This is a genomic window from Mycobacterium haemophilum DSM 44634 (genome assembly GCF_000340435.2).
Lineage (GTDB): Bacteria > Actinomycetota > Actinomycetes > Mycobacteriales > Mycobacteriaceae > Mycobacterium > Mycobacterium haemophilum.
Genome location: NZ_CP011883.2, coordinates 1,627,524 through 1,653,145, shown reverse-complemented (window position 1 = coordinate 1,653,145; position 25,622 = coordinate 1,627,524). Strand labels below are relative to the sequence as shown.

Below are 25,622 nucleotides of genomic sequence, written 5' to 3'. Positions count from 1 at the left end.
AACAAACAACGTCAGGTCCGGTGAATAGGTCTGCGACCGATCATCGAGGCCGCACTGCGCCAGGCACTCGGTGAAGATTCCGGGGCGCATGAATGACGGCCACGTCGCCGGGACATCGCGCAGAAAACACTGGATCCCGCTCGATGACTCGAGTGCAATTGCATGCTGCTGTGCGAGGTGCGGAAGATGTTGCTTGACGTGATCTGATTTGGCCATCTCCGCAGCGTCAGGTGCCACAGTGCGTGTCGCCACACGGAAAGGCGAGCGGTAAATCCAGCAGGAAATACATCCGGCGCAGAAACCTTCACTTACCTTCCCCAGAACCTAATATCCGGTGGGGAATGGTGCGCTCGGCCGTCAAGACTTTTCGTACGAGAATGTATCTGACGGTCCGCGTCGTCGCCAGATCCGAGCTACATTGCCTGGCTGCTCCGCGGGCCGTACTGGCCTGCATCGTTCTCGGAACCGCAGTTGCCCAGCGCGGCAACCCAACCAGTGATCCGGCGGGCGACGTCTTGGTCGGTCAGCCCCAGTTCGGCCAACACCTCACTCCGCGAGGCATGACCGTAGAACTCCTGCGGCAATCCGACATCGCGGCAGGGCGTGTCGATCTCCGCTCCACGTAACGCGGTAGAGACTGCCGCGCCCACACCGCCGTGAACCCCGTTGTCCTCCAGCGTGACGACCAGTTTGTGCGTATACGCCAGTTCGAGAACACCGTCGCACACCGGTAACACCCAACGTGGGTCAATCACGGTAACGCCGATCCCCTGGTTGTGCAGCCGCTTGGCCACCGCCAACGCCATCGACGCAAAAGCGCCGACCCCGACCAGCAGCACATCCTGAGTCAGCCCCGCAGCCGGCACCGCGAGCACATCGATACCCGAAACGCCCGACCCGTAGCGCTTCAAAGCCGGAATATCTTCGCCCACATCGCCTTTGGGGAATCGTATCGCCGTCGGACCGTCGTCGACATCAAGCGCCTCACCGAGTTCCTCGCGTAACCGAGTGGCGTCCCGAGGCGCGGCCACCCGCATCCCCGGCACGATGCCCAGCATCGACAAATCCCACATGCCGTTATGGCTGGGGCCGTCCGAACCGGTAATCCCAGCCCGGTCGAGCACCATGGTGACGGGCAGCTTGTGTAGCGCCACGTCCATCATGATCTGGTCGAATGCCCGGTTGAGGAATGTCGAATAGATCGCCACCACCGGGTGCATCCCGCCCATCGCCAGCCCGGCCGCCGACGTCATCGCATGTTGCTCGGCAATCCCGACATCGAACAACCGATCCGGAAAACACTGCCCGAACGCCGTCAGCCCGGTGGGGCCCGGCATAGCCGCGGTAATAGCCACAATGTCGCGGCGCTTCCTGGCGTAACCGATGAGCGCATCGGAAAAGATCGCCGTCCAACCCGGGCCGGCGACCTTGGTGGCCTGGCCGGTGGCAGGGTCGATCACGCCGCACGAATGCATCTGCTCGGCTTGGTCAGCTTCGGCCGGGGGGTAGCCCATGCCCTTGCGGGTAACGACGTGCACGATCACCGGGCCACCAAAACCACGGGCCTTACGCAGCGCGACCTCCACCGCCCGTTCGTCGTGACCATCAACCGGGCCGACGTACTTTAGCCCTAGATCGGTGAACAGCAGCTGCGGCGATAGGGAATCCTTGATGCCGGCTTTGACGCTGTGCATGAACCGGTAGGCGATCTGGCCGACCAGCGGCAGCGAGCGCAGTCCATCACGGCCCTTCTCGAGCAGCTCCTCGTAGGCCGGCTGCAGCCGCAGCGTGGCGAGATGGTCGGCGACACCGCCAATCGTGGGCGCGTAGCTGCGGCCATTGTCATTGACGACGATGACCACCGGACGTGGTGTTGCCGCGATATTGTTCAGCGCCTCCCAGCACATGCCGCCGGTAAGTGCGCCGTCTCCGACCACCGCGACCACGTGTCGGTTGCGGTGGTCGGCCAGCTCGAATGCCTTGGCCAGGCCGTCGGCGTACGATAACGCAGCGCTGGCGTGGCTGGACTCCACCCAGTCGTGTTCGCTCTCCGCGCGAGACGGGTACCCCGACAGCCCGGCCTTTTTACGCAGGCTGTCGAAGTCCTGGCAGCGCCCCGTCAACATTTTGTGGACGTACGCCTGGTGACCGGTGTCGAAGATGATCGGATCGTGGGGTGAGTCGAACACCCGGTGCAGCGCCAGCGTGAGTTCGACGACGCCCAGGTTCGGCCCCAGGTGGCCCCCGGTGGCCGCCACCTTGTGGACGAGGAACTCACGGATCTCGGAAGCCAGATCCCGTAGCTGCTGCTGGGAAAGATGCTGCAGATCAGCGGGCCCGCGGATCTGTTCCAGCATTCCGTTAGTGTACGCAGCGACGCAAGAGCGGCGCCGCGGAGCGGTTAGCGGACACCACATCGTTGGTAGCGTCGGTCTGCGGTGCGCCGGGAAGCTTGGTTCGTAGCGGCGTCCCGCAACCCCGGAGTACGCTGTGAGCCTCGATGTCGCGCAGACGCTACGAACCGCGACAGATGTACCGTTATCATATGCGCGCCGAAGGCATCGCCGAGGACTTTCCGGTAATCAGCATCGATTCAAGTGCGCTGGACGCTGCTCGCATGCTCGCCGAGCACGGCCTGCCTGGACTCTTGGTCACCGACACGTCTGGCAAACCCTACGCGGTGTTGCCCGCATCCCAGGTGGTGCGATTCATTGTGCCCCGATATGTCCAGGATGATCCGTCGCTGGCTGGCGTGCTCAACGAATCGACAGCCGATCGGGCGGCGGAAAAGTTGAGCGGCAAGAAGGTCCGCGATGTGTTGCCGGACCACCTGGTCGACGTTCCTCCGGTCAATGCCGACGACACCATCATCGAGGTGGCCGCCACCATGTCGCGGCTGCGAAGTCCGCTGCTTGCCGTGGTCAAAGGCGGACGGTTAGTCGGTGTGATCACGGCATCGCGCCTGCTAGGGGCGGCGCTGAAACATTGATCCTGACCGATGCAGTGACAGGTCGCCTGCGGACAGCAGCGCAGGAAGCTCGATGAGTGTCGTTGTGGTCACCGTGTTTGTGGTGGCCTACGCGCTGATCTGTCATGACCGCGTTAACAAGACGCTGGTGGCCCTGGCGGGCGCGGCGATCGTGGTTACTTTGCCGATTATCGATTCCGAGGATGTCTTCTACTCGCATGAGACCGGAATCGATTGGGATGTCATCTTTTTGCTGTTGGGCATGATGATCATCGTCGGCGTTCCGGTCGCACTGTTGGTGTGCGACCGGCTGGCGATCGCCAGTCAGGCGGGATTGTCGTTCAACGATTTCCTGATCCACCTGACACCGATCGTGATCATCGTGACGGTAGCGCTCATCGCATTGCTACCACGCCTTTTTCCGGGCGTGTTCGTTGGTCGATCCCGAGCGGGTCGCCGACGTCATGTCCCTGGAAGAGCGAGAGGCTATTCGCGACCCCGCGTTGCTGATCAAGTGCGGCGCCGTGTTGATGGCAGTATTTGCGGCATTCATCGCTCACGCGCAAGTGCACATCGAGCCGTCACTCGTGGCGATGCTGGACGCCGGCATTCTGATCATGATCTCCAGGCTGGAGCGGTCCGACTACCTGTCCAGCGTCGAGTGGGACACCCTACTGTTCTTCGCCGGCCTGTTCACCATGTGGGTTCCCTGGTCAAAGCCGGAGTGGTCAAGCAGCTTGCGCAGTGGACCATCACAGCGACGGGCGGCAATTCCTTGTTGACGACCTGGCTCCATCCATGCAGGATCACGTCAGTCCCGACGTGCTGTGGTGGGCGCTTGCCCTCGGCACCGACGTCGGTGGTAACCTCACCGCCGTCGGCCAGCGCCAACGTCGTTGCCCTCGGAATCGCCCAGCGTGCAGACAATCCCATCTCCTTTTGGGACTTCACCCGCAAGGGTGCGTTGATCACGGTGATGTCCCTCGCCTTGTCGGGGTTATGTCTCTGGGTGCGCTACTTCGTCGTGAGCTGACCGATGTCGTGCCGTATGCGTGAAGATTCGGAGGACAGCCCGTGAGCGTCATCGCGATCACCGTGTTCGTCGTCACCTATGCGCTGATCGCCAGCGATCGTGTTAACAAGACCTCGGCGGCGCTGGCGGGCGCGGCGATCATGGTCACCTTGCCCATTATCAATTCCGAGGACATTTTCTACTCGCATGGGACCGGAATCGATTGGGACGTCATCTTTTTGCTGCTTGGCATGATGATCATCGTCGGCGTGCTGCGCCAAACCGGTGTCTTCGAATACGTCGCGATCTGGGCCGCGAAACGTTCGCATGGTTCCCCGCTGCGCATCATGATCCTGCTGGTGCTGGTGATGGCGTTCGGGTCGGCCTTGCTGGACAACGTCACCACGGTGCTGTTGATCGGTCCGGTCACGCTGTTGGTGTGCGACCGGCTGGCGATCAACGCGGCGCCGTTTCTGATGGCCGAAGTCTTCGCCTCCAACATCGGCGGCGCGGCGACGTTGGTCGGCGACCCGCCCAACATCATCATCGCCAGTCGGGCGGGATTGTCGTTCAACGACTTCCTGCTCCACCTAACGCCGATCGTGCTCATTGTGGTGATCGCCTTCGTCGCTCTGTTACCCCGCTTGTTCGGCCGGATCGCGGTTGACGCCGACCGAGTCGCCGACGTCATGTCGCTGGACGAGCGCGAAGCAATCCGCGATCACGGGCTGCTCATCAAATGCGGCGTTGTCCTATTGCTGGTGTTTGCGGCCTTCGTCGCTCATCCGGTGCTGCACATCGAGCCGTCTTTGGTGGCGATGCTGGGCGCCGGCATCTTGATCCTGATCGCCGGCCTGAAGCAGTCCGAGTACCTGTCCAGCGTCGAGTGGGAGACATTGCTGTTTTTCGCCGGCCTGTTCATCATGGTCGGGGCATTGGTGAAAACCGGTGTGGTCAATCAGCTGGCGCGGGCGGCGACCACCTTGACCGGTGGCCACGAGTTACTCACCGTCGTCCTGATCCTCGGCGTCTCAGCTCTGATGTCCGGCATCATAGACAACATTCCTTACGTCGCCACGATGACACCCATTGTCTCGGAGCTGGTCACGGCCATGCCGGATCAAGGCCACACCGACACCCTATGGTGGGCGCTGGCGCTGGGCGCCGACTTCGGCGGCAACCTTACCGCCGTCGGCGCCAGTGCCAACGTCGTGATGCTTGGAATCGCTAGGCGCGCAGGAACTTCCATCTCATTCTGGGAGTTCACCCGCAAAGGCATGGTGGTCACTGTGGTCTCGATCGCTCTCGCTGGGATCTACTTGTGGCTGCGTTACCTCGTGGTGAGCTGAGCTCGGTTGCTCAGGTGTGCTTGGCACGAAATCGCCGAAACAGCAGCCAGGCGATAGCCAGGTTGTAGCCGAGGCCAGCAGCCAGATAAGGCCACCAGATGCCATTGGCGCAGGCCACCCAGAACGCCTTAGCAGCCCAGTAAGGCGGCAGGACGCCGAAGGCGAGGTTCCAACCGGAGTTGATGAACCACGGCAAGCAGGGCAGTCCGGCGATCAGCATGCCCAGCGCGCGTACCACGGCCAAACCCTGAACCTTGTTGCTGGCCATAGCGACGATCAGCAGCAGGGTCACCACCGCCGACAACCCGGCCAGCATTCCGATCGGAACCAGCGCAGGAACCAGACCGGGTCTCAGCAGACCACTGAACGATGTCGTCGCGACTACATAGACCGTCGTCACCACGAGCACGGCGACTGCCCGGTAGGCAAAAAACGTGGTCAGCGGGACCGGGGTAACCCGCAGCGCGAGCAAAGTGCCGGCGTCGACTTCGTCTAGCACCAGGAACGCCGCCAGCGCGCCGACGATGATGATGCTAGTCAATAGCAAGAACGCGGTCAGGATCAGCGGGTAATACGGGACAAGGTCAAATCCGTTGCGGCGCTCCAGCAACGCGGTCACGCGCGGGGTCAGCACCGCGACACCCGTAGTCCAGATGACGGGAGCGACGACCACCATGATCAGCAAGGGATCTCGATAAGTGCCTCGAATATCGTTGCGCCCGAACGCGGCCAGCGCGCGCATTGCCGCCATCAAAGTCCTCCGGACTTCGCCAGCACATAGCGACCGAAAAGAACCTTTGCCGTCCAACACAATCCAGCCACGGATAGCAGCGGGTACAGCATGGAATACCCAACCTGCCACGGCGCCAGGCTCAGCTGGTCGAAGGCGCTGCCTAACAGCAGCAGTGGTCCCTGCATGGGCAACAGGTACAGCACCGGATTTGACCATACGCCGGAGTAGTACAGAATCGGCAGATTCATCACGGCCAGCGGGATCGTGGCGGCCAGGAACCAATCACTGATCGAGCCGAAGGGCAGTGAGGTGGTGAATCCCACCAGCAGCATCAGCAATGTTCCTAGCGTCACCCCGACCAGCATCGGGGCCAGGTGGTAGCCGAGCCCGTGCGCGAGGGTCGTCACCGCTACCGCCACGGTCAGCGAGACACCAACCAGAACAACAAGTTTGGCGGCCAGATATTCGCTGAACCGCAGCGGCGTGGCAATGACGGCACCGAGAGTGCGTTCCTGCTTTTCAAAAAACACTGCGCCCGCGATGAAGAAGAACCCGATGATCGTGGTGTCACCGCACAAGACATAGGGTTCTGCGGCGCTACGCAGGCCAGCCGGCATTGGCAACAGCACGGCCAACCAGATCAGCCCAGAAAAGATAGCTGCATACAAAAACCCTTGCCGCACTTGAATGGTCAGCTCAAGGCGCAACGCACTGGCTAGCCGGGTCATGTTAGCTGCCTGCCGGTGATCTCGACGAAGACATCATCGAGGCTGGCCTCCCGGCTGTGGATGGTCTCGACGTGTCGGTCGCGCAGCAACACGTGGAAAGCCGGGTCGTCGGCCAGCGTGTCCATGGGAAATTCGGCGACGCTCAGATCACCTCTGTCCCCACGATATTCAACCTGGACGACCCGCTGGCTGCGGGCGATCCGCAACTCCGCCGGGGAGTCCAAGGCGACAAGTGTCCCGTCAACGATGAAAGCGACCCGGTCGCAGAGTTCGTCGGCGGTCGCCATGTCGTGGGTGGTAAGAAACACGGTGCTCCCCTGCGCCTTCAGGTCCAGGATGATGTTTTTGACGGTGCGGGCGTTCACCGGATCCAGGCCGGAGGTGGGCTCGTCCAGGAACAACAATTCGGGATTGTTGATCAGGGACCGGGCGAACGTGAGCCGCATCTGCATGCCCTTGGAGTACTTACCCACTCGAGTGTGGGCGGCCTGGGCCAGGCCCACGGCGTCCAGCAGCTGCATCGGGTCGGCCGTCGGCCGGCCATACAGCGACGCGAAGAAGCGCAGGTTCTCGCACCCGGTGAGCTTTTGGTAGTGGTTGGGCAGTTCGAACGACACGCCGATGCGCTCGTAGTAGTCGGCTCCCCAGTCGAGCGGGTCACGGCCCCACACCAAGGCCTGGCCGCCATGACCGCGCAACAGCCCGGTCAGCAGCTTTTGCGCGGTCGACTTCCCGGCGCCGCTGGGGCCAAGAAACCCGAAGATCTCGCCGCGTCCGACGGTGAAATCCATGCCACGAATCGCCGGTGCAACGGCCTTCGGATACGTGAAGGTAAGCCCGCGGACCTCGATCACCTCGGTCGCGACGCCCCGCGATGTGCCGATCAGATTCAACTTCTGCATATGCCACCCTCACCAAGCAGCGTAATGAACTTTCAGAAATTTTTGAAAATTCCGGATACGATGGTACTTTCTCACTCACACGATGACAACAGGAGGTGCGGTGACCGAGCACGCCGATCAGCACCAGGCCGCCGAAGAGCTCGCACTCGTGCTCACCAATCATGGGTTGCAGCGCATGACCGCGCGCGTGCTCGCCACTCTGCTGTTCACCGAACAAACCACCATGACCATGGGGGAATTGGCGAAGCGGCTGCAGGCAAGCTCAGGTGCCGTTTCTGGCGCACTCAAGATGCTTACCTCGGTCGGCCTGGCCGAACGCGCGCCCGCCCCGGGCAGTCGTCGAGATCACTACCGGCTGCGCGACGATGCCTGGGCGGTCCTGTTCACCAATCAGAACGTCGTGATCTCGGCCATGCAGGCCGCCGCCGAGGCCGGGATCGCAGCAACCCAGCCGGGCAGCGTTGCCCGGGACCGACTGACCCGGATGCATGACTTCTACGCATTTCTGCTGGGCGAGATCCCGGCACTTCTGCAACGCTGGCGGCAGCAGGCGCCGTAGCGACCTAGCGGGTCAACAATGCGACGCATTCGATGTGATGGGTCAGTGGGAACGCATCGAAGACCTTGATCTTCTCGACGACGTAGCCATGACCACGGTAAAGCCCGATATCGCGAGCGAAAGATGCAGCCTCACAACCGATATGCACCACTCGCGGGACCTCGGCCGCGGCCAGTAAGTCGACGACGTCGCGTCCGGCACCTGACCGAGGCGGATCCAACACCGCCACGTCGGCGCCGGTTTGTTGTACCACCAGCGCCTGCCTGACCGAATCGGTCATGACGTCCACCTGCGGCAGATCGACCAGCGCGGCCCGCGCGGCCCGCGATGCCGCGCGGGCGGTGTCGATGGTCAATACCCGTCCGGAGTCCCCGACTGCGTCACCCAGCACCGCGGCGAAAACGCCCGCGCCACCGTAGAGATCCCAAGCAGTCATGCCGGCACCGGGCTGTGCCCAGTCGAGGACCAGTCTGCTGTAGACCCCCGCCGCGTCCCGGTGCGCCTGCCAAAAGGCCGTCACCGGCACCTGCCAGCTGCGTCGACCCACCCGCTGCACCGCGTGATAGTTACCCTCCACCACCTTGGCCGAGTTTTTGGTCGTGTGTTTCGGCGCGTTGCGGCGGCCCTCTCGCACCGTGCGCACCACATGGCGCTGTCCGTCGTCGTCGACCGCAACGTGCAGCTGAGCGTTCGGTGGCCAGTCGGCCCCCGAACGAGGCTGAGCCAGCCCATCCACCATTCCGGCCGGTAACTGCGCACAGCTCAAGTCGGTCACCAGCTCTGCGCTGTGGTAGCGGTGAAAGCCCGGGCGATGGTCTGGCCCGACGTCCAGCCGAACCCGGGTCCGCCACCCGGTGGGGCCGGCAGCCGACAGCGGTTCGGCTCCCGTGTCTGGGCCAGTCCAGCGGTACCCACCAAGCCGTTCCAGCTGGTTGGCCACGACTTGGGCCTTGAGTACCCGAGCCGCCTCCGGGTCAGCGAACGCCAGGTCGCAACACCCGGCACCGTCCACCCCAGCGATCGGGCACAGCGACGTGGTTCGATCCGCCGACGGCTCGATCACCTCGATAACTTCTGCGTGCCAATAAGAGCCACGGTCGGCGGTGACTCGCACCCGTACCCGTTCGCCGGGCAATGCGTAGCGGACGAATACGACCCGGCCTTCGTGGTGCGCAACGCAGCTGCCGCCGTTCGCGGGGGCACCGGTGACCAGCGTCAGCGCGCCGAGGGCGGGTGGCACCGGCGCCTCGGGCTTGCCATGATCGGGAGCCGATTCGGTGCTCACTCGAGTATTCCGCGACGAGTATCGCCCGGAGCCGCGTGCGATTGCAGCGTCTTGACTCGCTCCGACGAATTCAATTGCCAGGGAACCGAAGTCACCATCACTCCGGGCATGAACAACAACCGACCCTTGAGCCGCAGCGCACTCTGGTTGTGCAGCAACTGCTCCCACCAACGGCCCACCACATACTCCGGGATGAATACCGTCACCACGGTGCGCCGAGACTCTTTGCTGACTCGTTTGACGTATTCAAGTACCGGACGGGTGATCTCGCGATAGGGCGACGCAATAACCTTGAGCGGCACACTGACATTGCTGTCCTGCCAAGCGCGGACCAGCGCGCGGGTTTCCACGTCGTCGACGCTCACCGTGATCGCCTCGAGCGCATCCGGACGGGTCGCCCGCGCGTAGGCCAGTGCGCGCAGCGTCGGCAAATGCAACTTCGACACCAGCACCAGGGCGTGATTGCGGCTGGGCAACACCACGTCACCTTGGGCAGCGGCTTGCTCCTCCAACTCCCGGTTAACGGTGTCGTAGTGCCTGCGGATCAGCTTCATGACGAGGAACAACAAACCCATCGCTACGATCGCAATCCACGCCCCGGCAAGGAATTTGGTGACCAGCACGACCAGCAGAACCGCACCGGTGGATAGGAAACCGACCGTGTTGACCACCCGCGAGCGCATCATCTGGCGACGCACCGTGGGATCAGTCTCGGTGCGCAGCAATCGGGTCCAGTGCCGGACCATGCCGATTTGGCTCAGCGTGAACGAGATGAACACACCGACGATGTACAGCTGGATCAGCGCGGTCAGCTCGGCGCGGAACGCGATGATCGCTGAGAGAGCCGCCGCCGACAAAAACAGGATTCCGTTGGAGAACGCCAGGCGATCTCCGCGAGTGTGCAGTTGGCGGGGAAGGTAACTGTGCTGTGCCAACACCGCGCCAAGGACCGGGAAGCCGTTGAAGGCGGTGTTTGCCGCCAGCACCAAGATCAGGGCGGTCACGATGGCGATCAGCAGGAACCCTATCCGGAAGCTGCCGAATACCGTCTCCGCTAGCTGGGTGACCAGAGTCTTCTGCAGATAGCCCGCTGGGATACCACCGAGCTGCGTGTCGGGATCCTCCACCAGCTTGACCCCGATCTGCTGGGCCAACACGATAGTGCCCATCAGCAAGCTCACCGCGATTGCGCCCAGCATCAGCAGGGTCGTTGCCGCGTTGCGCGACTTGGGTTTCTGAAACGCTGGCACCCCATTGCTGATCGCCTCAACACCGGTCAGCGCTGCGCAGCCCGAGGAGAACGATCGAGCCACCAGAAACACCAACGCGAAACCGACGACTTCGCCGTGCGCGGCACGCATCTCGAAGCCGGCGGATTCGGCGTGCAGCGGATCACCCAACACGAAGATGCGGAACAACCCCCAGCCGATCATGATCGAAACTCCAGCGATGAACGCATAGGTCGGGATGGCGAACGCCACCCCGGACTCGCGGACCCCACGCAGGTTCATGGCCATCACTACCAGGATCGCGGCTACGCAGAACCACACCTTGTGTGCGGCCACGAACGGGATGGCAGAACCAATGTTCGACATTGCCGACGCCGTCGACACCGCCACCGTGAGTACATAATCCACCATCAGAGCACTCGCCACGGTGAGGCCGGCATTGTCGCCAAGGTTGGTAGTCACTACTTCGTAGTCGCCGCCGCCCGACGGGTAGGCATGCACGTTCTGCCGATAGCTGGCCACCACGACCAGCATCACCGCGGCCACCGCCAGGCCTATCCACGGCGTCAACGAGTACGCCGCCACGCCGGCCACCGAGAGCATCAAAAAGATCTCCTCGGGGGCGTAGGCCACTGAGGACAGCGCGTCGGAGGCGAAGACCGGTAATGCGATCCGCTTGGGCAGCAGCGTGTGACTCAGCCGATCACTGCGAAACGGCCGACCAATAAGCAACCGGCGCGCGGCGGTGGAAAGTTTGGACACGAGAGCCAAGAGTAAGCCCACCTGGGTTTGGCGGTAGCGTTCCGTAGGCGGGAATGGTCCGGACCGAAAGCGGCTGGCCAACCCGGGTTGCCGATTGTGTAAGACACGCAGGAATCAGCCGAGAGGACCTCAGGTGCGGGTGGTGGTGATGGGGTGCGGCCGGGTGGGGTCTTCGCTGGCTGACGGCCTGTTCCGGATCGGTCACGACGTCGCGGTGATCGATCGCGACGGTGCCGCCTTCAACCGGCTCAGCCCGGCGTTCGCCGGCGAACGGGTGCTGGGCCAGGGGTTTGACCGCGATGTGCTATTACAGGCGGGCATCGAGGATGCCGACGCGTTCGCCGCGGTGTCCTCGGGAGACAACTCCAACATCATCTCGGCGCGGTTGGCCCGAGAAACTTTCGGTGTGCGGCGGGTGGTCGCTCGTATCTATGACGCCAAGCGCGCTGAAGTGTATGAACGTCTCGGCATCCCCACGATCGCCACCGTGCCCTGGACCACCGATCGCCTGCTCAACGCGCTGACCCAGGAGACCGAGACCGCCAAATGGCGCGATCCAACCGGTACCGTCGCCGTCGCCGAGGTCATGTTGCATGAGGACTGGGTGGGGCACCGGGCCACCGACCTGGAGCGGGCCACCGGCGCCCGGGTAGCCTTCTTGATCCGGTTCGGAACCGGTGTGTTGCCGGAACCCAAAACCGTCATCCAGGCCGGCGATCAGGTCTACGTCGCCGCGATATCCGGTCGCGCCGCCGAGGCGGTAGCCATCGCCGCCTTGCCACCAAGTGAAGACTTCGAGGCGGGTGCAGGGCGATGAAAGCGGGGACACGCATGCCAGCCGGGCTTGTGGGGGTTCCACCCGCTTGCGGGGGAGAGTGACGCAAATGAAAGTAGCTGTCGCCGGGGCCGGGGCTGTTGGCCGCTCGGTCACCCGCGAACTCGTAGGCAACGGTCACGACGTGACCCTGATCGAACGCAATGCCGACCATCTCGAGGTCGACGCCATCCCCGCCGCGCACTGGCGGTTAGGCGATGCCTGCGAGCTGAGCCTGCTTGAGTCGGTACATCTCGAGGGTTTCGATGTCGTCGTGGCCGCCACCGGTGATGACAAGGTCAATGTGGTGCTAAGCCTGCTGGCCAAAACCGAATTCGCGGTGCCCCGGGTGGTGGCCCGAGTCAACGATCCCCGCAACGAATGGCTGTTTACCGACGCCTGGGGTGTGGATGTGGCGGTGTCAACCCCGCGCATGCTGGCCTCGCTGATCGAGGAGGCCGTCGCCATCGGCGACCTCGTTCGACTGATGGAGTTCCGCAAGGGCCAGGCCAACCTGGTCGAGATCACCCTGCCCGACGACACGCCGTGGGGAGGCAAGCCGGTGCGTAGACTGCAGCTGCCACGGGATGCCGCGTTGGTAACGATCCTGCGCGGGTCGCGGGTCATCGTGCCGGAAGCCGACGAGCCGTTGGAAGGTGGCGACGAGTTGGTCTTCATCGCGGTTGCCGAGGTCGAGGAAGATCTACGCAAGCTACTGCTGCCCGATGACTTGCCGCCCGGCAGCTAGTTGAGTTAATCGCAGCCGGTGTCGGTGTCCAGCTCGGCGGCGGCGGGCATGGCCGCAGCGCTGTCAGCAGCGTCGCGGGTGGACGATATGGCACGCTGAGCTGCCTTGATCGCCGCGTACGTGGCTAGTGCGGCCATCGCGGTCAGCGGGGGGCCCATCCCGATCCGCGCTGCCCCCAGCCAACCAGTCTGGTCGGCGTCGTAGAGACACCGCTGGACCACGAAGCGCGCGCCGAACACCAACACCCAGCCAAGCGTGGCGATGTCGAACGCGTATACCGCGCGGGGCACCTCGCGCCAGCCATGATCACGCTTGCTGACCCAGCACCAGAGGTAGGCGACCATGGGCCGGCGAATCAGGACCGACACCGCGAAGACCACTGCCCACAGCAATGACATCCAGATGCCCAGCAGGAAATAGCCCTTGGACTCCCCCACGATGTAGGCGATCAGCGCACACACCGCGACCCCCAAGAATCCGGAGATTGCCGGCCGCATTGATTCCCGGCGAATCAGCCGCCACAACAAGACCAGCGCTGCCACACCCAGCGCACTTTCGATCGCGGGCAGCAAACCAGACACGCTGGACGCCACCACAAAGATCACCACAGGCAGCGACGAATAAATGAGACCGGTCACCCCACCTACCTGCGCCAGCACGCGTTCGGGGCCGGCGCGGTGAGCGGACACGGGATCGCTGGCGGCGGTCACCGTTGAATTTCGTAATGCGGGTTGTAGATGGCCTTGCCCCCGTTGTCGAGCTTGCCCAGCCGACCCCGCACCCGCAGCGTCCGCCCCGAGTCGATGCCGGGTATCCGACGTTGCCCCAACCACACCAGCGTGACGGTGTCGCTGCCGTCGAACAATTCGGCGCGGACCCCACCGGCGCATCCCTTGCCGTTAGTTTCCACGCTGCGCAGCGTACCCACCATGGTGACCTCCTGGCCACGCTGGCAATCAATCACACGTTGCGCGCCGGTGCTGAGTACCTCGTCGGATAACTCCTCGGAATCGCGTTGCTCCGGGTCCTCCGTCAACCGACGGGTCAGCCGGCGCAGATAACCTCGGGCCCGCATGGCCACTCCTGACGCTGCTCATCCAGCCATCGACGCTTTCATCTATGCCAACGGCCACCGTAGACCTGTTGGTTCCCCGCCGCCACAGCCGGGCACTATCAAGGGATGGCTGTCGATTTACGCGATGTGACAACCGTGTTATTGCCTGGAACCGGATCCGACGACGACTACGTCTATCGGGCGTTTTCCGGCCCCCTACATCGGGTCGGCGCGGCTGTGCTGACGCCGCCACCCCAGCCGGATCGGCTGATCAACGGCTATCTGTCCGCCTTGGACGACGCGGCGCGCACAGGTCCGATCGGCGTCGGCGGTGTCTCGATCGGTGCCGCGGTGGCCGCCGCGTGGGCGCTGGCTCATCCCGAGCGCGCCGTCGCCGTCCTGGCCGCGCTGCCCCCCTGGACCGGGGCGCCAGGATCAGCGCCCGCCGCGCTCGCGGCGCGGTATTCGGCATCGCAGCTGCGACGCGACGGTCTGGCGGCAACCACGACGCAGATGCGGGCATCAAGCCCACCTTGGTTGGCCGACGAACTGGCCCGCTCGTGGCGCGGCCAATGGCCACGGCTGCCCGACGCAATGGAGGAAGCGGCGGCATACGTCGCACCGAGCTGCGCCGAGCTGGCCCGGTTAGTCGCGCCGCTGGCGGTGGCCGCCGCAATCGATGATCCGATCCACCCGCTGCAAGTCGGTGTCGATTGGGTGACCGCCGCGCCGCACGCGGCGTTGCAGAGGGTGACGCTCGACCAGATCGGCACGAACACCGCAGCGCTAGGTGCTGCCTGCCTGGCCGCTCTCGCTCTCATCTAACCCGGCGAAGAGGCGCGCCGCGGCGCGTCCCGGAGCGAGACTAGCCGCCCGTCGTGCTGCGTAACTGCTGCATCGCCGATCCCGCGGCACCGCGACGTGGGGCCGGCTCGCGTGATTGCTGTTGCGCGTCGGCTTGTTGCGCGGCCTGCTGCGCTACAGCGGCCTCCCGCAACTGCGCGGCCATCGGCTCAGGCAGCTGTACCGGCAACGGCGTCCGCACCGGTAGGGGCGTATCGCCACGGCGAACAACGGTATCCGCCAACGCTGCGCGGGCCTCCTCGCTCAACACGTCGATGGTCTCGTGCGGGCCGTTCACCACGCAGCGAATCATCCAGCGGTAGCCGTCGACCCCGATGAAGCGGACCACGCCAGCGGCGGTACCAACTACTTCTCGCCCCCACGGGCCATCTTTGATGCTGACTTTGGCCGAGTCGTTGCGCAACGAGTCGGCGAGTTCGCTGGCCACCTCGCGCCATAGGCCACCCGTCTTAGGGGCCGCGTAGGCAGCGATGGTGAAACGACCGTTGGGTGTGACGACCCACACCGCGTTCGGCACCCCGGCATCGGTGAGCTCGACCTGCAGCTGACCCCCCTCCGGCAGGGGAATCAGCACGGAGCCCAAATCAAGTCGGGCTAGCTCGGCGACCGCGGGATCCTCGAAGTCGTCGATGTCGAACGGGCCCTCCAGCTCGTCCAACTCTTCGGAGTGGGGCTCGTTGGCCGCTGGTAGCTCAGTGTCTTCGGGTTCTGCGGATTCGGTCAACGCGCGGCTGGCGCTGTCTTTGTCGTCTTTGGCTTTGCGTCTACCGAATGCGGCCATCATCGCCGCTCCTCCTCATCGCTTCGCTCTGCATCGTCGCCGGCGCCACCCACGCGCCGCTCCTCCTCATCGCTTCGCTCTGCATCGTCGCCGGCGCCACCCACGCGCCGCTCCTCCTCATCGCTTCGCTCTGCATCGTCGCCGGCGGTCACAAACTCGCATGTCCGCCCGAGGAACCGTGACCACCATCGCCACGGGATGTCTCGGCCAGTCCAGCCTCGTCGAACGACGAGACCTCAACCAGCTCGACCAACTCAACCCGCTGCACGAGCAATTGGGCTATACGGTCGCCGCGATGGACCACGATGGGCTCCACTGGGTCCAGGTTAATCAGCGCAACCTTGATCTCGCCGCGATAACCCGCGTCGATGGTGCCCGGACTGTTGACGATGGAAAGCCCCACCCGCGCGGCCAATCCCGAACGCGGGTGGACCAATCCGACCATTCCGAACGGGATAGCGACCGCCAAACCCGTCCGCACCAGGGCACGATGCCCGGGTGCCAGCTTGACGTCTTCGGCGCTATAGAGATCGACCCCGGCATCGCCGTCATGGGCTCGGCTGGGGAGCGGGAGCTCGGGGTCAAGGCGGACAACGGCCAGACTGGTCGACACGGGGCCACAGACTACCCTTGACCGCGTGTCCGGTACCCACGTCGCACCGCGCAGCGTGCGATACCGCGAGCGATTGTGGGTGCCATGGTGGTGGTGGCCGTTGGCCTTCGCGCTGGCCGCGCTCATCGCGTTCGAAGTCAACTTGGGTGTTGCCGCCCTACCCAGCTGGATACCGTTTGCAACGCTGTTCACGGCGGCGGCCGGGACACTACTGTGGTTGGGCCGGATTGAGATCCAGGTCACGGCGGACGCTGCCCTTGGGGGCAGCGTCGAACTGCGGGCGGGAGACGCGCATCTGCCCGTCAACGTGATCGCCCGGTCAGCCGAAGTCTCGCGCTCAGCCAAGTCGGCAGCGCTCGGCCGCCAACTGGACCCAGCGGCCTATGTGCTGCACCGGGCGTGGGTCGGGCCGATGATTCTGGTGGTCCTCGATGACCCGGACGACCCGACGCCGTACTGGCTGGTGAGTTGTCGGCACCCGGAGCGGGTGCTGTCGGCATTACGAAGCTGACCGATCAAGCCGCGCAGTCGGTGCAGATCATGACGCCGTTCTTCTCGCTGGCTAGCCGGCTGCGGTGTTGTACCAGGAAGCAGCTTGAGCAGGTGAACTCGTCAGCCTGCTTCGGTATAACGCGGACCGACAGCTCTTCACCAGAAAGATCGGCTCCAGGCAGCTCGAAAGATTCAGCGGATTCGGATTCGTCCACGTCGACCACCGCCGACGCCGCTTCGTTCCGTCGTGCTTTCAGCTCCTCCAGCGAGTCTTCTGAGACGTCGTCAGTCTCGGTCCGCCGCGGAGCGTCATAGTCGGTAGGCATGTCCTATCCCCTCTATGCCTTCGTAACCTCAAGGCCCTCATAACCTCAAGCAACGCTTTGTACCAGCGTCGAACGCATCCACCAAACGATTCGTGCCCTTATTCTTGCCCATTCGAGTGTGATTTACGTCACATCACCATTTTGACCCTTGTGCTCGGTGTCGAACAGTGCGTTTAGAGTGCAGCTGTGGTCGCACAAATCACCGAGGGTACCGCTTTCGACAAGCACGGTCGGCCCTTTCGGCGACGCAATGCCCGCCCTGCCGTCTTCGTGGTGGTGTTCTTAGTCATAGCGACGGGTGTGGCGTGGACTATTGCACTCACCCGACCGGCGAAGGTTCGTGAGGCCGAAGCGTGTAACCCGCCTACGCAGCCGGTCGGGTCGGCACCGACCCAGCTCGGCGAACAGGTGTCACGGACAGAGATGACCGACGTCACTCCCGCTAAACTCAGCGACACCAAGGTCCGCGTGCTCAATGCCAGCGGCCGGGGCGGTCAAGCCGCCGACATCGCCGGCGCACTGCGGGATCTGGGCTTCACCCAGCCAACCGCCGCCAACGACCCGATCTACGCCGACACCCGACTGAACTGCCAAGGTCAGATCCGTTTCGGTACCGCCGGGCAAGCCACCGCGGCCGCCGTGTGGCTGGTGGCGCCATGCACCGAGTTGCTGCACGACAGCCGCGCCGACGACTCGGTTGACCTTGCGCTCGGCACCGACTTCACTGCGCTGGCGCACAACGACGACATCGACGCCGTGCTGGCCAGCCTGCGTCCCGGCGCCACCGAACCGTCAGATCCTGCACTGCTGCAAAAGATCCACGCCAACAGCTGCTGATGCTCAATCCGGGATCGGCGCCAGGCCGTTGAATCGCTGCAAGGCAGCCAACAGCGCGTCGGCGATTCCAGGCGCGGCAGCGACCACCAATCCGGCACCGCCCACCGGCCCGTTCCGCGTGGGCAACTGCACACAGGCCCCCGCTTCCGCCGCGATCAACGCACCAGCCGCGCAGTCCCACACCTGCACCTCATGCTCGTAATAGGCATCCAGCTGACCCGCCGCGACCATGCAGAGGTCTAGCGCCGCCGAACCGATGCGACGTACATCACGGACCACCGGCAGCATCTGAGCCAACAACGCCGCCTGGGTGACGCGCCGCCCCGCCGAGTACCCGAAGCCAGTGCCCAGCAGCGCCATCGACAAATCATCGACGGCGCTGCATCGCAGCACCTGTGTCCCCTGCTCGTCGGTGACATGCGCGCCGAGACCGCTCGCCGCCGAATACAGCCGACCCGCAACGACTTCAGCGACCGCGCCGGCCACCGACGCGCCGTCAACCTGGGCTGCGACCGACACCGCATAGGCCGGGATGTCGTAGACGAAATTCACCGTGCCATCGATGGGGTCAAGCACCCAGGTGACCGTGCCTGCGGGCGTGGCGGTCAGATCGGTGGGCCCGCCCCCTTCCTCCCCAAGGATCGGGTCACCGGGCCGTAGTTGAGCGAGCCGATCACGCAGCAAGCGTTCTGTCTCGGTGTCGACGATGGTCACCGGATCGGTTGGGGTGCTCTTCGCCCGTACCGCGCCGCCGCCGGCGGCGCCCAGGTCCGTGCCGAACACCTCAGCTCGGCGACGGCGCACGAAGGCGGCGGCCTCGGCGGCCAGTGATTCGGCTACGCAGCGCAGCTGCACGGGATCGGTGTCAGGTCGTGTCACCGGACTATCGCATCACAGTCGCCGCGAGATGCCAGATCCCCAACTCGCATCGTCGCCGGGCCCAGGCCCGATTGCCCGACTCTCCCCCGCAAGCGGGGGGACCCCCACAACAGGCACAGCCTGCATCGTCGCCGGGCCCAGGCCCGATTGCCCGACTCTCCCCCGCAAGCGGGGGGACCCCCACAACAGGCACAGCCTGCATCGTCGCCGGGCCCAGGCCCGATTGCCCGACTCTCCCCCGCAAGCGGGGGGACCCCCACAACAGGCACAGCCTGCATCGTCGCCGGGCCCAGGCCCGATTGCCCGACTCCTCAACAGGCACAGCCTGCATCGTCGCCGGGCTATGGTGAGCGGACAACCAAGTCTCGCCGAGGAGATTGCGATGACGACCACCGACGCGACCGCGGATACGCCCAAGACCTCTCCCCCGAGCAGCACGGCCGGTGCGAATCCACGGCGCCGTGGATTCGGCATCGACGTCGGCGGCAGCGGCATCAAGGGCGGCATCGTCGACTTCGACACCGGGCAGCTGATTGGTGACCGCATCAAACTGCTCACCCCGCAACCGGCTACCCCATTGGCGGTCGCCAAGACCATCGCCGAGGTCGTCAACGCGTTCGGATGGACCGATCCCCTCGGGGTGACCTATCCCGGCGTCGTCACCCACGGCGTCGTCCGAACGGCGGCCAACGTGGACGACTCCTGGATTGGCACCAACGCCCGCGACGTCATCAGCGCTGAGCTGAACGGCCAGGAAGTCACGATTCTCAATGATGCGGATGCGGCTGGGCTTGCTGAGGAGCGCTACGGGGCGGGCAAAAACAACTCTGGCCTGATTGTGCTGCTCACCTTCGGTACCGGGATCGGGTCCGCAGTGATCCACAACGGGAAGCTGATTCCTAACACCGAGTTCGGGCATCTGGAGATCGGCGGTAAGGAGGCCGAACAACGAGCGGCGTCGTCCATCAAAGACAAGTACGAGTGGAGCTACAAAACATGGGCCAAGCAGGTAACGAGGGTGCTGGTCGCCATCGAAAACGCGATGTGGCCTGACCTGTTCATTGCCGGCGGCGGTATCAGCCGCAAGGCCGACAGATGGATACCACTGCTCGAAAACCGCACCCCGGTGGTGGCCGCCGCCCTGCAGAACACGGCCGGCATAGTCGGCGCTGCCATGGCTGCCACCGCGGATGTGACGCACTGAATTTTGCCCGGTGGGGCAGTCCGGGCGCGCACCACCGTTACAATGGTCATCGGCGGTCGCCCGACCGATAGCGCGCGAGTACTCACGCTGATATCAACGCCGACATTCGACATAGCAGACACTTTCGGTTACGCATGCCCAAACCCGCCGGAAGTGAGTCCGACCGAAGGGGTGTATGTGGCAGCGACTAAGACAAGTCCGGCAACCGATCAGCCGGTGAAGCGCACCGCCACCAAGACGCCCGCGGCCCCTGCCAAGCGATCGGCGGCGAAGGCCGCGAATGGCTCCGCCCCCGCAAAACGAGCCACCAAGACAACATCCAAGACAGCATCCCGGGCCACCAAATCCGCGACGCCGCCCCAGGCCGCCGGGGCAGGCGACGCTAAGAAGAAGGCCCGCGCGTCGACCAAAAGCACCGATGCAAAGGCACCGTCCACTCGGGGCCACACGACCAAAGCCGCGGCAGCCAAAGACGCCCTGGACGATCCCGAGGCCACCCTGGACGCCCTCGACTCCGACGCCGCTGCCGACGACCTCGACGCCGAACCGGACCTCGACGTTGAACCCGGCGAGGACATCGACATCGACCCCGCCGACCTCGGTCTCGACGACCTCGAAGACGACGACGTAGCAACCGACGTCGACCCTGGCGACACCGAGGATGGCGAAGCCACCCCGGCCGCCGAGACCGGCGAAGCTGCCACCGATGATGACGAAGAGATCCCTGAACCGACCGAAAAAGACAAGGCCTCCGGCGATTTCGTCTGGGACGAAGACGAATCCGAAGCCTTGCGGCAGGCCCGCAAGGATGCCGAGCTCACCGCCTCGGCGGACTCGGTTCGCGCCTACCTCAAACAGATCGGCAAGGTGGCCCTGCTCAACGCCGAGGAAGAGGTCGAGCTGGCGAAGCGGATCGAAGCCGGTCTGTACGCCACCCAACTGATGTCAGAATGGGCCGAGCGCGGGGAGAAGCTGCCGGCGGCGCAGCGCCGTGACATGTCATGGATCTGCCGCGACGGCGACCGCGCGAAAAACCATCTGTTGGAAGCCAACCTGCGGCTGGTGGTTTCGCTGGCCAAGCGCTACACCGGCCGCGGGATGGCGTTCCTCGACCTGATCCAGGAAGGCAACCTGGGCCTGATCCGGGCGGTCGAGAAGTTCGACTACACCAAGGGGTACAAGTTCTCGACCTATGCGACGTGGTGGATCCGCCAGGCCATCACCCGCGCCATGGCTGACCAAGCCCGCACCATCCGCATCCCGGTCCACATGGTCGAGGTGATCAACAAGCTCGGCCGCATTCAGCGCGAACTGCTGCAGGACCTCGGCCGCGAGCCCACGCCTGAAGAGCTCGCCAAAGAGATGGACATCACCCCTGAGAAGGTGCTCGAGATCCAGCAATATGCCCGCGAACCGATCTCGTTGGATCAGACCATCGGCGATGAGGGCGACAGTCAGCTGGGCGATTTCATCGAAGACAGTGAAGCGGTGGTGGCCGTCGACGCGGTGTCGTTTACGTTGCTGCAAGACCAGCTGCAGTCGGTGCTGGAGACCCTCTCAGAGCGCGAGGCCGGTGTAGTACGGCTACGCTTCGGCCTCACCGACGGCCAGCCCCGCACCCTCGACGAAATCGGCCAAGTCTACGGCGTGACCCGCGAACGCATCCGTCAGATCGAGTCCAAGACGATGTCGAAGTTGCGCCACCCCAGCCGTTCCCAGGTCTTGCGCGACTACCTGGACTGAGCAGCACACCCTATAAAGCGCTTCGGACCAGCCGCTCAGTGCGGTGTCATGAGGGGCCCACAGCCGTGGCCGCCTACTCTTGGTTCACGGCTGCCTCCGAACCCACGCGTCGTTGACCGACATCGATGCCCACTTTCGGTGCGGCTTAAGCAACGATATTCAAGGCACACCGCTACCCCGAGACCACGGCCTTGCCCGGACAAGTCCGCCTGGTAACAGCGGCTCGTCTTCCCCGCTACCCCCGCCGGCAGAGCCGTGTAACCGCTTGTCGTCGAACATGTTTCGTGAGCTGCTCGTCGCCAGGTTCCGCACCCCAGGCTACTGTGATCGCATGCCTGTCAGCCGCAACAGTGTCTCGTCCGGATCGGATTTCGAATCAGTGGTCGGTTACTCACGCGCGGTGCGGGTGGGCCCGCACGTCTCAGTGGCTGGGACTACCGGCGCCGGACCGGCCGGTGATATTGCCGCCCAGACGCGAGACGCTTTGCGCCGCATCGAAAGTGCGCTCGAACAGGCAGGGGCGGCGCTCACCGACGTCGTCCGTACTCGTATCTATGTGACAGATATATCGCGCTGGCGCGAGGTCGGAGAAGTGCACGCACAGGTTTTCGGTCAGATACGTCCGGTAGCCACAATGGTTGAAGTGTCCGCGCTGATCGCACCTGACTTGTTGGTGGAGATAGAAGCTGACGCCTACGTGGCGTCCTGAAATCCCGCGACCGGCGGGAAGGTGCCATCGGGGCCCGGCAGGTACGGGGTCACCCTGATCACAGCGCGCACCGGCAACGGACCGTACAGATGCGGGAAGAGCATTGACTCGGGATCCGTGGCAACTCCAGGCTCCCAACGCACCGGGGAGTCGAGTTCGCTCGGATCGATATACAACAAAATCAGGTCGGTGCGGCTGCGGTACAGCCGGTTAGCCGGCAGGTGTACTTGCTCAAGCGTCGATAGGTGGATGAACGCGGCCTTGCTCGCCGCACCGCACCCGTCGAGATGAATCCCGCCGCGGCTGCGGGCACGCGACCATTCCTCCGCACCGCAGAGATGTACCAGTACGCCGGGAACCGAGGCCATGTTAGCTACCATGCCCCGACGGGTCGAAATGCGTGAGAAACGACACACCCGATAACAGCTGGGGAACAAGGCGAAAACCACTGACGTCTGAGACAGTGTAGGCACTGCTAGAACGGAGGAGCCATGAACGCAACTCTGACCAGTCCCGAACTGACTAGGGCAGACCGCTGCGACCGCTGCGGCGCAGCGGCGCGGGTGCGCGCCAAGCTGCCTTCGGGAGGCGAACTGCTCTTCTGCCAGCATCACGCGAACGAGCACGAGGCGAAGCTAACAGCGTTAGCAGCCGTGATTGAAGTCAGCAAGCTCTAGAACACGCGGAAGCACGGGTCCCCATGGGCGGCATTCATAACCACCGCAAATATTCATTAATTCACGCGGCAGCGGCGCTTTAATGGCGCTGGGAGATATTCTCAGGTCCAAATCCTCGACGGCGTGGATACCTCTGCGCGAACCCTTGCGCTGATTTCGAAATGGTGTCGCTGCCCAAGAAAATGGCAGCACCCAACCGTGGCGCGTCAATTCGCATCATCGAACGGCCAGGGTACTCACGTAACGACACCGAACCCGCGAGCTTGATCGCGGGTGCTTGCTTTCCTCTGCTCCATCGGTTACTCATGGCAAACACCCGAATTCCGACTACATATCAACACCGATAGGAGCAGGCGGCACACGACGATCTGTTCATGCAGGCGGAGTCCACCTATTGGCCTCCGTTACCGGCAGGAGCGCAACAATCACTGCAAGCTACGAAACACCCGGTCGATTGTGATCTGGCAGCCGCACCCCATGCCGGCGGCGCAAGCAGCCATCGGCAATGCTGTAGTGATATGAGCGACCAGGTGCCCAAGCCGACCCGCCACCACATCTGGCGAATCAGTCTGCGGACTCTGTCGAAAAGTTGGGACGACTCAATCTTCTCGGAGTCAGCGCAGGCAGCCTTTTGGTCGGCGTTGTCGCTGCCGCCACTGGTGCTAGGAATGCTGGGCAGCTTGGCCTATGTCGCGCCGTTGTTCGGCGGGGACACGTTGCCCACCATCGAGCGGCGCGTGATCTCGATGGCACACAGCTTCTTCTCTCCGAGCGTCGTCAACGAGATCATCGAACCCACAATCCGCGACGTCAACAACGGTGCCCGTGGCGAAGTGGTGTCGCTGGGGTTTCTGATCTCGCTGTGGGCGGGATCGTCGGCGATCTCGGCGTTCGTCGACGCGGTCGTAGAAGCGCATGACCAGACGCCATTGCGTCATCCGGTGCGACAGCGGCTCTTCGCGCTGTTCCTCTACATCGCGATGTTGGCTTTCGTGGTTGTGACCGCGCCGTTGGTGGTGGTGGGCCCACGCAAGGTGGCGGAGCTCATTCCCCATAGCTGGGCCAGCATGTTGCATTTGGGCTACTACCCTGCGGTGATCCTGGGGCTGATGGTCGCCGTCATGATCCTCTACCGGGTAGCGCTGCCGGTGCCGCTGCCGACGCACCGGCTGGTCCTTGGCGCGATCCTGGCCACAGCAGTGTTCGTGATCACCACACTGGGCCTTCGGATTTACCTGAGGTGGATCACCAGCACTGGCTATACCTACGGTGCGTTGGCCACGCCGATCGCGTTCTTACTGTTCGCGTTCTTCGGTGGTTTTGCGATCATGCTGGGCGCTGAACTCAATGCCGCTATCCAGGAGGAATTCCCGGCACCGAAGACACATGCTCACCGGCTGCGTAACTGGCTGATATCGCGTCTGCGTGCCGGCAGGGGCGCCACCGCCCCGACGCCGTTGCCACCCGAGCAGCGCAATATCGCAACGGCCGAGCCGCCGACCTGATCAGCCCTTCTTGAGCATGTCGTAGATCCGCTTGCAGTCCGGACATACCGGAGAGCCCGGCTTAGCCGCGCGCGTTACGGGAAATACCTCACCGCACAGCGCGACCACGTGGCTGCCCATGACCGCGCTCTCGACGATCTTGTCCTTCTTGACGTAGTGGAAATATTTCGGCGTATCGCTGCCCGTCCCGTCATCGACGCGTTCGTCGGTATCGGTGCGTTCGATCGTCTGGGTCTGCATGCCTAACATTGTGCCTCCGCACTCGCCCCAAACCGAACCAGAAACCGGATACGCCGGAGTCGATCTGGTGTGGGACAGTGGAGAAATGAAGCGCGGCTCCGAATTGGGGTGCGACGACACGTTCGATGACGATAGCCGGCCGGTGCTCATCACCACCGCCGCACCGTCGTACGAGGAGGAGCGTCGCGCGCGGGTACGCAAATACCTGACCTTGATGGCTTTCCGGATTCCGGCCCTCATCTTGGCCGCCATCGCCTACGGCGCCTGGCACAACGGTCTGATCTCGCTGCTGATCGTGGCAGCCTCGGTGCCGTTGCCGTGGATGGCCGTGCTGATTGCCAACGACCGACCCCCTCGCCGTGCAGAAGAGCCACGACGGTTCGACAGCGGCCAACGGCGCACCCCGTTATTCCCGACGGCCGAGCGGCCAGCACTCGAGCCGCGACGGCGGCCGCCACCCGAAACGGAGCCATCGGCCGCGGACGGCCAAAGCTAGCCAGGGTTTCCGGCTGGCCACCCGCGAGCCACACTTCTCAGGACATTCTCAGGTCATCGGGATATTTCCGCACGTCAAAGCGTGTGAGCTGACGGCCGGACGGGAACTCTCAG

29 protein-coding genes and 2 pseudogenes are annotated in these 25,622 nt (G+C 64.0%); 15 read left to right on the top strand and 16 right to left on the bottom strand.

Features of this window, described 5'->3' with window-relative positions; translation table 11 throughout:
* Positions 1–69: 69 nt before the first annotated feature.
* Together B586_RS21970 and dxs are read right to left on the bottom strand one after the other, a co-directional pair.
* A pseudogene (locus B586_RS21970) lies at positions 70–219 on the bottom strand (hypothetical protein); the annotation flags it as partial.
* Positions 220–413: 194 nt separating this feature from the next.
* Positions 414–2,357, bottom strand: a complete 1,944-nt coding sequence (gene dxs, locus B586_RS07905; protein WP_047315364.1) for a 1-deoxy-D-xylulose-5-phosphate synthase — start codon at positions 2,355–2,357, stop codon at positions 414–416.
* Positions 2,358–2,545: 188 nt separating this feature from the next.
* Here dxs and B586_RS07900 point away from each other — a divergent pair, with 188 nt between their 5' ends.
* The 3 genes and pseudogenes from B586_RS07900 to B586_RS07890 all read left to right on the top strand — a co-directional run bounded on the left by B586_RS07900 (position 2,546) and on the right by B586_RS07890 (position 5,329).
* The gene (locus tag B586_RS07900) at positions 2,546–2,989 is read left to right on the top strand and encodes a CBS domain-containing protein (protein WP_047315412.1); all 444 of its coding nucleotides are present in this window, start codon (positions 2,546–2,548) and stop codon (positions 2,987–2,989) included.
* Positions 2,990–3,041: 52 nt separating this feature from the next.
* A pseudogene (locus B586_RS07895) lies at positions 3,042–4,001 on the top strand (ArsB/NhaD family transporter).
* A 41-nt stretch (positions 4,002–4,042) separates the two neighbouring features.
* The gene (locus B586_RS07890; protein WP_047315363.1) at positions 4,043–5,329 is read left to right on the top strand and encodes an ArsB/NhaD family transporter; all 1,287 of its coding nucleotides are present in this window, start codon (positions 4,043–4,045) and stop codon (positions 5,327–5,329) included.
* Positions 5,330–5,339: 10 nt separating this feature from the next.
* On the opposite strand, the gene B586_RS07885 is transcribed toward B586_RS07890, so the two are convergent.
* From B586_RS07885 to B586_RS07875, 3 genes are read right to left on the bottom strand one after another with little or no spacing between them, the layout of a single operon-like run.
* Complete coding sequence (locus B586_RS07885) at positions 5,340–6,080, bottom strand: hypothetical protein (protein WP_054880254.1); 741 nt, start codon at positions 6,078–6,080, stop codon at positions 5,340–5,342.
* Positions 6,080–6,790 (bottom strand): fluoroquinolone export ABC transporter permease subunit, encoded by a 711-nt coding sequence (locus B586_RS07880; protein WP_054880255.1) that lies wholly within the window; start codon positions 6,788–6,790, stop codon positions 6,080–6,082. Before B586_RS07880 ends, B586_RS07885 begins: the two co-directional genes overlap by 1 nt.
* Positions 6,787–7,692 (bottom strand): ABC transporter ATP-binding protein, encoded by a 906-nt coding sequence (locus B586_RS07875; RefSeq protein ID WP_047315360.1) that lies wholly within the window; start codon positions 7,690–7,692, stop codon positions 6,787–6,789. Before B586_RS07875 ends, B586_RS07880 begins: the two co-directional genes overlap by 4 nt.
* Positions 7,693–7,792: 100 nt before the next feature.
* Between B586_RS07875 and B586_RS07870 the strand changes: the two genes are divergently transcribed.
* On the top strand, positions 7,793–8,251 hold the full coding sequence (locus B586_RS07870; RefSeq protein ID WP_257720473.1) for a GbsR/MarR family transcriptional regulator: 459 nt from the start codon (positions 7,793–7,795) through the stop codon (positions 8,249–8,251).
* Between the two features lie 4 nt (positions 8,252–8,255).
* Here the strand turns inward: B586_RS07870 and B586_RS07865 are convergent, their stop codons facing one another.
* Positions 8,256–9,491 (bottom strand): class I SAM-dependent RNA methyltransferase, encoded by a 1,236-nt coding sequence (locus B586_RS07865; RefSeq protein ID WP_054881014.1) that lies wholly within the window; start codon positions 9,489–9,491, stop codon positions 8,256–8,258.
* A gap of 41 nt (positions 9,492–9,532) precedes the next feature.
* Entirely contained in the window at positions 9,533–11,527 is a 1,995-nt protein-coding gene (locus B586_RS07860; protein ID WP_047315358.1) for an APC family permease, read from the bottom strand.
* A gap of 133 nt (positions 11,528–11,660) precedes the next feature.
* Between B586_RS07860 and B586_RS07855 the strand changes: the two genes are divergently transcribed.
* Both B586_RS07855 and B586_RS07850 read left to right on the top strand, forming a co-directional pair.
* Entirely contained in the window at positions 11,661–12,344 is a 684-nt protein-coding gene (locus B586_RS07855) for a potassium channel family protein (RefSeq protein WP_047315357.1), read from the top strand.
* A 67-nt stretch (positions 12,345–12,411) separates the two neighbouring features.
* A complete protein-coding gene (locus B586_RS07850) occupies positions 12,412–13,089 on the top strand; it encodes a potassium channel family protein (RefSeq protein ID WP_047315356.1) in 678 nt (225 codons plus the stop codon).
* A gap of 5 nt (positions 13,090–13,094) precedes the next feature.
* Here B586_RS07850 and B586_RS07845 read toward each other — a convergent pair whose 3' ends face one another.
* Positions 13,095–13,778, bottom strand: a complete 684-nt coding sequence (locus B586_RS07845) for a DUF3159 domain-containing protein (RefSeq protein ID WP_054881015.1) — start codon at positions 13,776–13,778, stop codon at positions 13,095–13,097.
* Positions 13,779–13,795: 17 nt separating this feature from the next.
* A complete protein-coding gene (locus B586_RS07840) occupies positions 13,796–14,164 on the bottom strand; it encodes an OB-fold nucleic acid binding domain-containing protein (protein WP_047315410.1) in 369 nt (122 codons plus the stop codon).
* A gap of 105 nt (positions 14,165–14,269) precedes the next feature.
* Between B586_RS07840 and B586_RS07835 the strand changes: the two genes are divergently transcribed.
* Positions 14,270–14,968, top strand: coding sequence for an alpha/beta fold hydrolase (locus B586_RS07835; protein WP_047315354.1), 699 nt, complete (start codon positions 14,270–14,272; stop codon positions 14,966–14,968).
* A gap of 40 nt (positions 14,969–15,008) precedes the next feature.
* On the opposite strand, the gene B586_RS07830 is transcribed toward B586_RS07835, so the two are convergent.
* Genes B586_RS07830 through dut form a run of 3 tightly spaced genes read right to left on the bottom strand, consistent with a single transcriptional unit; the run spans position 15,009 to position 16,401 of the window.
* Positions 15,009–15,788, bottom strand: a complete 780-nt coding sequence (locus B586_RS07830; protein ID WP_054880256.1) for a DUF3710 domain-containing protein — start codon at positions 15,786–15,788, stop codon at positions 15,009–15,011.
* Positions 15,788–15,940, bottom strand: coding sequence for a hypothetical protein (locus tag B586_RS20830; RefSeq protein ID WP_231584637.1), 153 nt, complete (start codon positions 15,938–15,940; stop codon positions 15,788–15,790). The genes B586_RS07830 and B586_RS20830 overlap by 1 nt, the downstream gene beginning before the upstream one ends.
* Complete coding sequence (gene dut / locus B586_RS07825) at positions 15,937–16,401, bottom strand: dUTP diphosphatase (protein ID WP_054880257.1); 465 nt, start codon at positions 16,399–16,401, stop codon at positions 15,937–15,939. The genes B586_RS20830 and dut overlap by 4 nt, the downstream gene beginning before the upstream one ends.
* A 25-nt stretch (positions 16,402–16,426) precedes the next feature.
* Here dut and B586_RS07820 point away from each other — a divergent pair, with 25 nt between their 5' ends.
* Positions 16,427–16,912 carry a DUF3093 domain-containing protein gene (locus B586_RS07820; RefSeq protein WP_054880258.1) on the top strand — a complete coding sequence of 162 codons (486 nt, stop codon included), beginning with the start codon at positions 16,427–16,429 and terminating at the stop codon, positions 16,910–16,912.
* 4 nt (positions 16,913–16,916) lie between these two features.
* Here the strand turns inward: B586_RS07820 and B586_RS07815 are convergent, their stop codons facing one another.
* Complete coding sequence (locus B586_RS07815; protein WP_003919098.1) at positions 16,917–17,219, bottom strand: DUF4193 domain-containing protein; 303 nt, start codon at positions 17,217–17,219, stop codon at positions 16,917–16,919.
* A 186-nt stretch (positions 17,220–17,405) separates the two neighbouring features.
* Between B586_RS07815 and cei the strand changes: the two genes are divergently transcribed.
* The gene (gene cei / locus B586_RS07810; RefSeq protein WP_054880259.1) at positions 17,406–18,056 is read left to right on the top strand and encodes an envelope integrity protein Cei; all 651 of its coding nucleotides are present in this window, start codon (positions 17,406–17,408) and stop codon (positions 18,054–18,056) included.
* Positions 18,057–18,059: 3 nt separating this feature from the next.
* Here cei and B586_RS07805 read toward each other — a convergent pair whose 3' ends face one another.
* Entirely contained in the window at positions 18,060–18,935 is an 876-nt protein-coding gene (locus B586_RS07805; RefSeq protein ID WP_047315350.1) for an inositol monophosphatase family protein, read from the bottom strand.
* Between the two features lie 382 nt (positions 18,936–19,317).
* On the opposite strand from B586_RS07805, the gene ppgK reads away from it, so the two are divergent.
* The 3 genes from ppgK to B586_RS07790 all read left to right on the top strand — a co-directional run bounded on the left by ppgK (position 19,318) and on the right by B586_RS07790 (position 22,591).
* Positions 19,318–20,139 (top strand): polyphosphate--glucose phosphotransferase, encoded by an 822-nt coding sequence (ppgK, locus tag B586_RS07800; protein WP_047315408.1) that lies wholly within the window; start codon positions 19,318–19,320, stop codon positions 20,137–20,139.
* A 177-nt stretch (positions 20,140–20,316) separates the two neighbouring features.
* Positions 20,317–21,882: an RNA polymerase sigma factor gene (locus tag B586_RS07795; protein WP_082129543.1), complete on the top strand. Its 1,566-nt coding sequence runs from the start codon at positions 20,317–20,319 to the stop codon at positions 21,880–21,882.
* A 331-nt stretch (positions 21,883–22,213) separates the two neighbouring features.
* The gene (locus tag B586_RS07790; protein ID WP_054881016.1) at positions 22,214–22,591 is read left to right on the top strand and encodes a RidA family protein; all 378 of its coding nucleotides are present in this window, start codon (positions 22,214–22,216) and stop codon (positions 22,589–22,591) included.
* Here the strand turns inward: B586_RS07790 and B586_RS07785 are convergent.
* Positions 22,576–22,959 carry a DUF952 domain-containing protein gene (locus B586_RS07785; RefSeq protein WP_047315342.1) on the bottom strand — a complete coding sequence of 128 codons (384 nt, stop codon included), beginning with the start codon at positions 22,957–22,959 and terminating at the stop codon, positions 22,576–22,578. The genes B586_RS07790 and B586_RS07785 overlap by 16 nt on opposite strands.
* Positions 22,960–23,082: 123 nt before the next feature.
* On the opposite strand from B586_RS07785, the gene B586_RS07780 reads away from it, so the two are divergent.
* On the top strand, positions 23,083–23,268 hold the full coding sequence (locus B586_RS07780; protein WP_047315341.1) for a DUF7455 domain-containing protein: 186 nt from the start codon (positions 23,083–23,085) through the stop codon (positions 23,266–23,268).
* Positions 23,269–23,786: 518 nt separating this feature from the next.
* Complete coding sequence (locus B586_RS07775; protein WP_054880260.1) at positions 23,787–24,773, top strand: YihY/virulence factor BrkB family protein; 987 nt, start codon at positions 23,787–23,789, stop codon at positions 24,771–24,773.
* Here B586_RS07775 and B586_RS07770 read toward each other — a convergent pair whose 3' ends face one another.
* Complete coding sequence (locus B586_RS07770) at positions 24,774–25,013, bottom strand: DUF3039 domain-containing protein (RefSeq protein ID WP_054880261.1); 240 nt, start codon at positions 25,011–25,013, stop codon at positions 24,774–24,776.
* Positions 25,014–25,080: 67 nt separating this feature from the next.
* Here B586_RS07770 and B586_RS07765 point away from each other — a divergent pair, with 67 nt between their 5' ends.
* A complete protein-coding gene (locus tag B586_RS07765) occupies positions 25,081–25,509 on the top strand; it encodes a DUF3099 domain-containing protein (RefSeq protein ID WP_047315394.1) in 429 nt (142 codons plus the stop codon).
* Positions 25,510–25,622 lie beyond the last annotated feature (113 nt).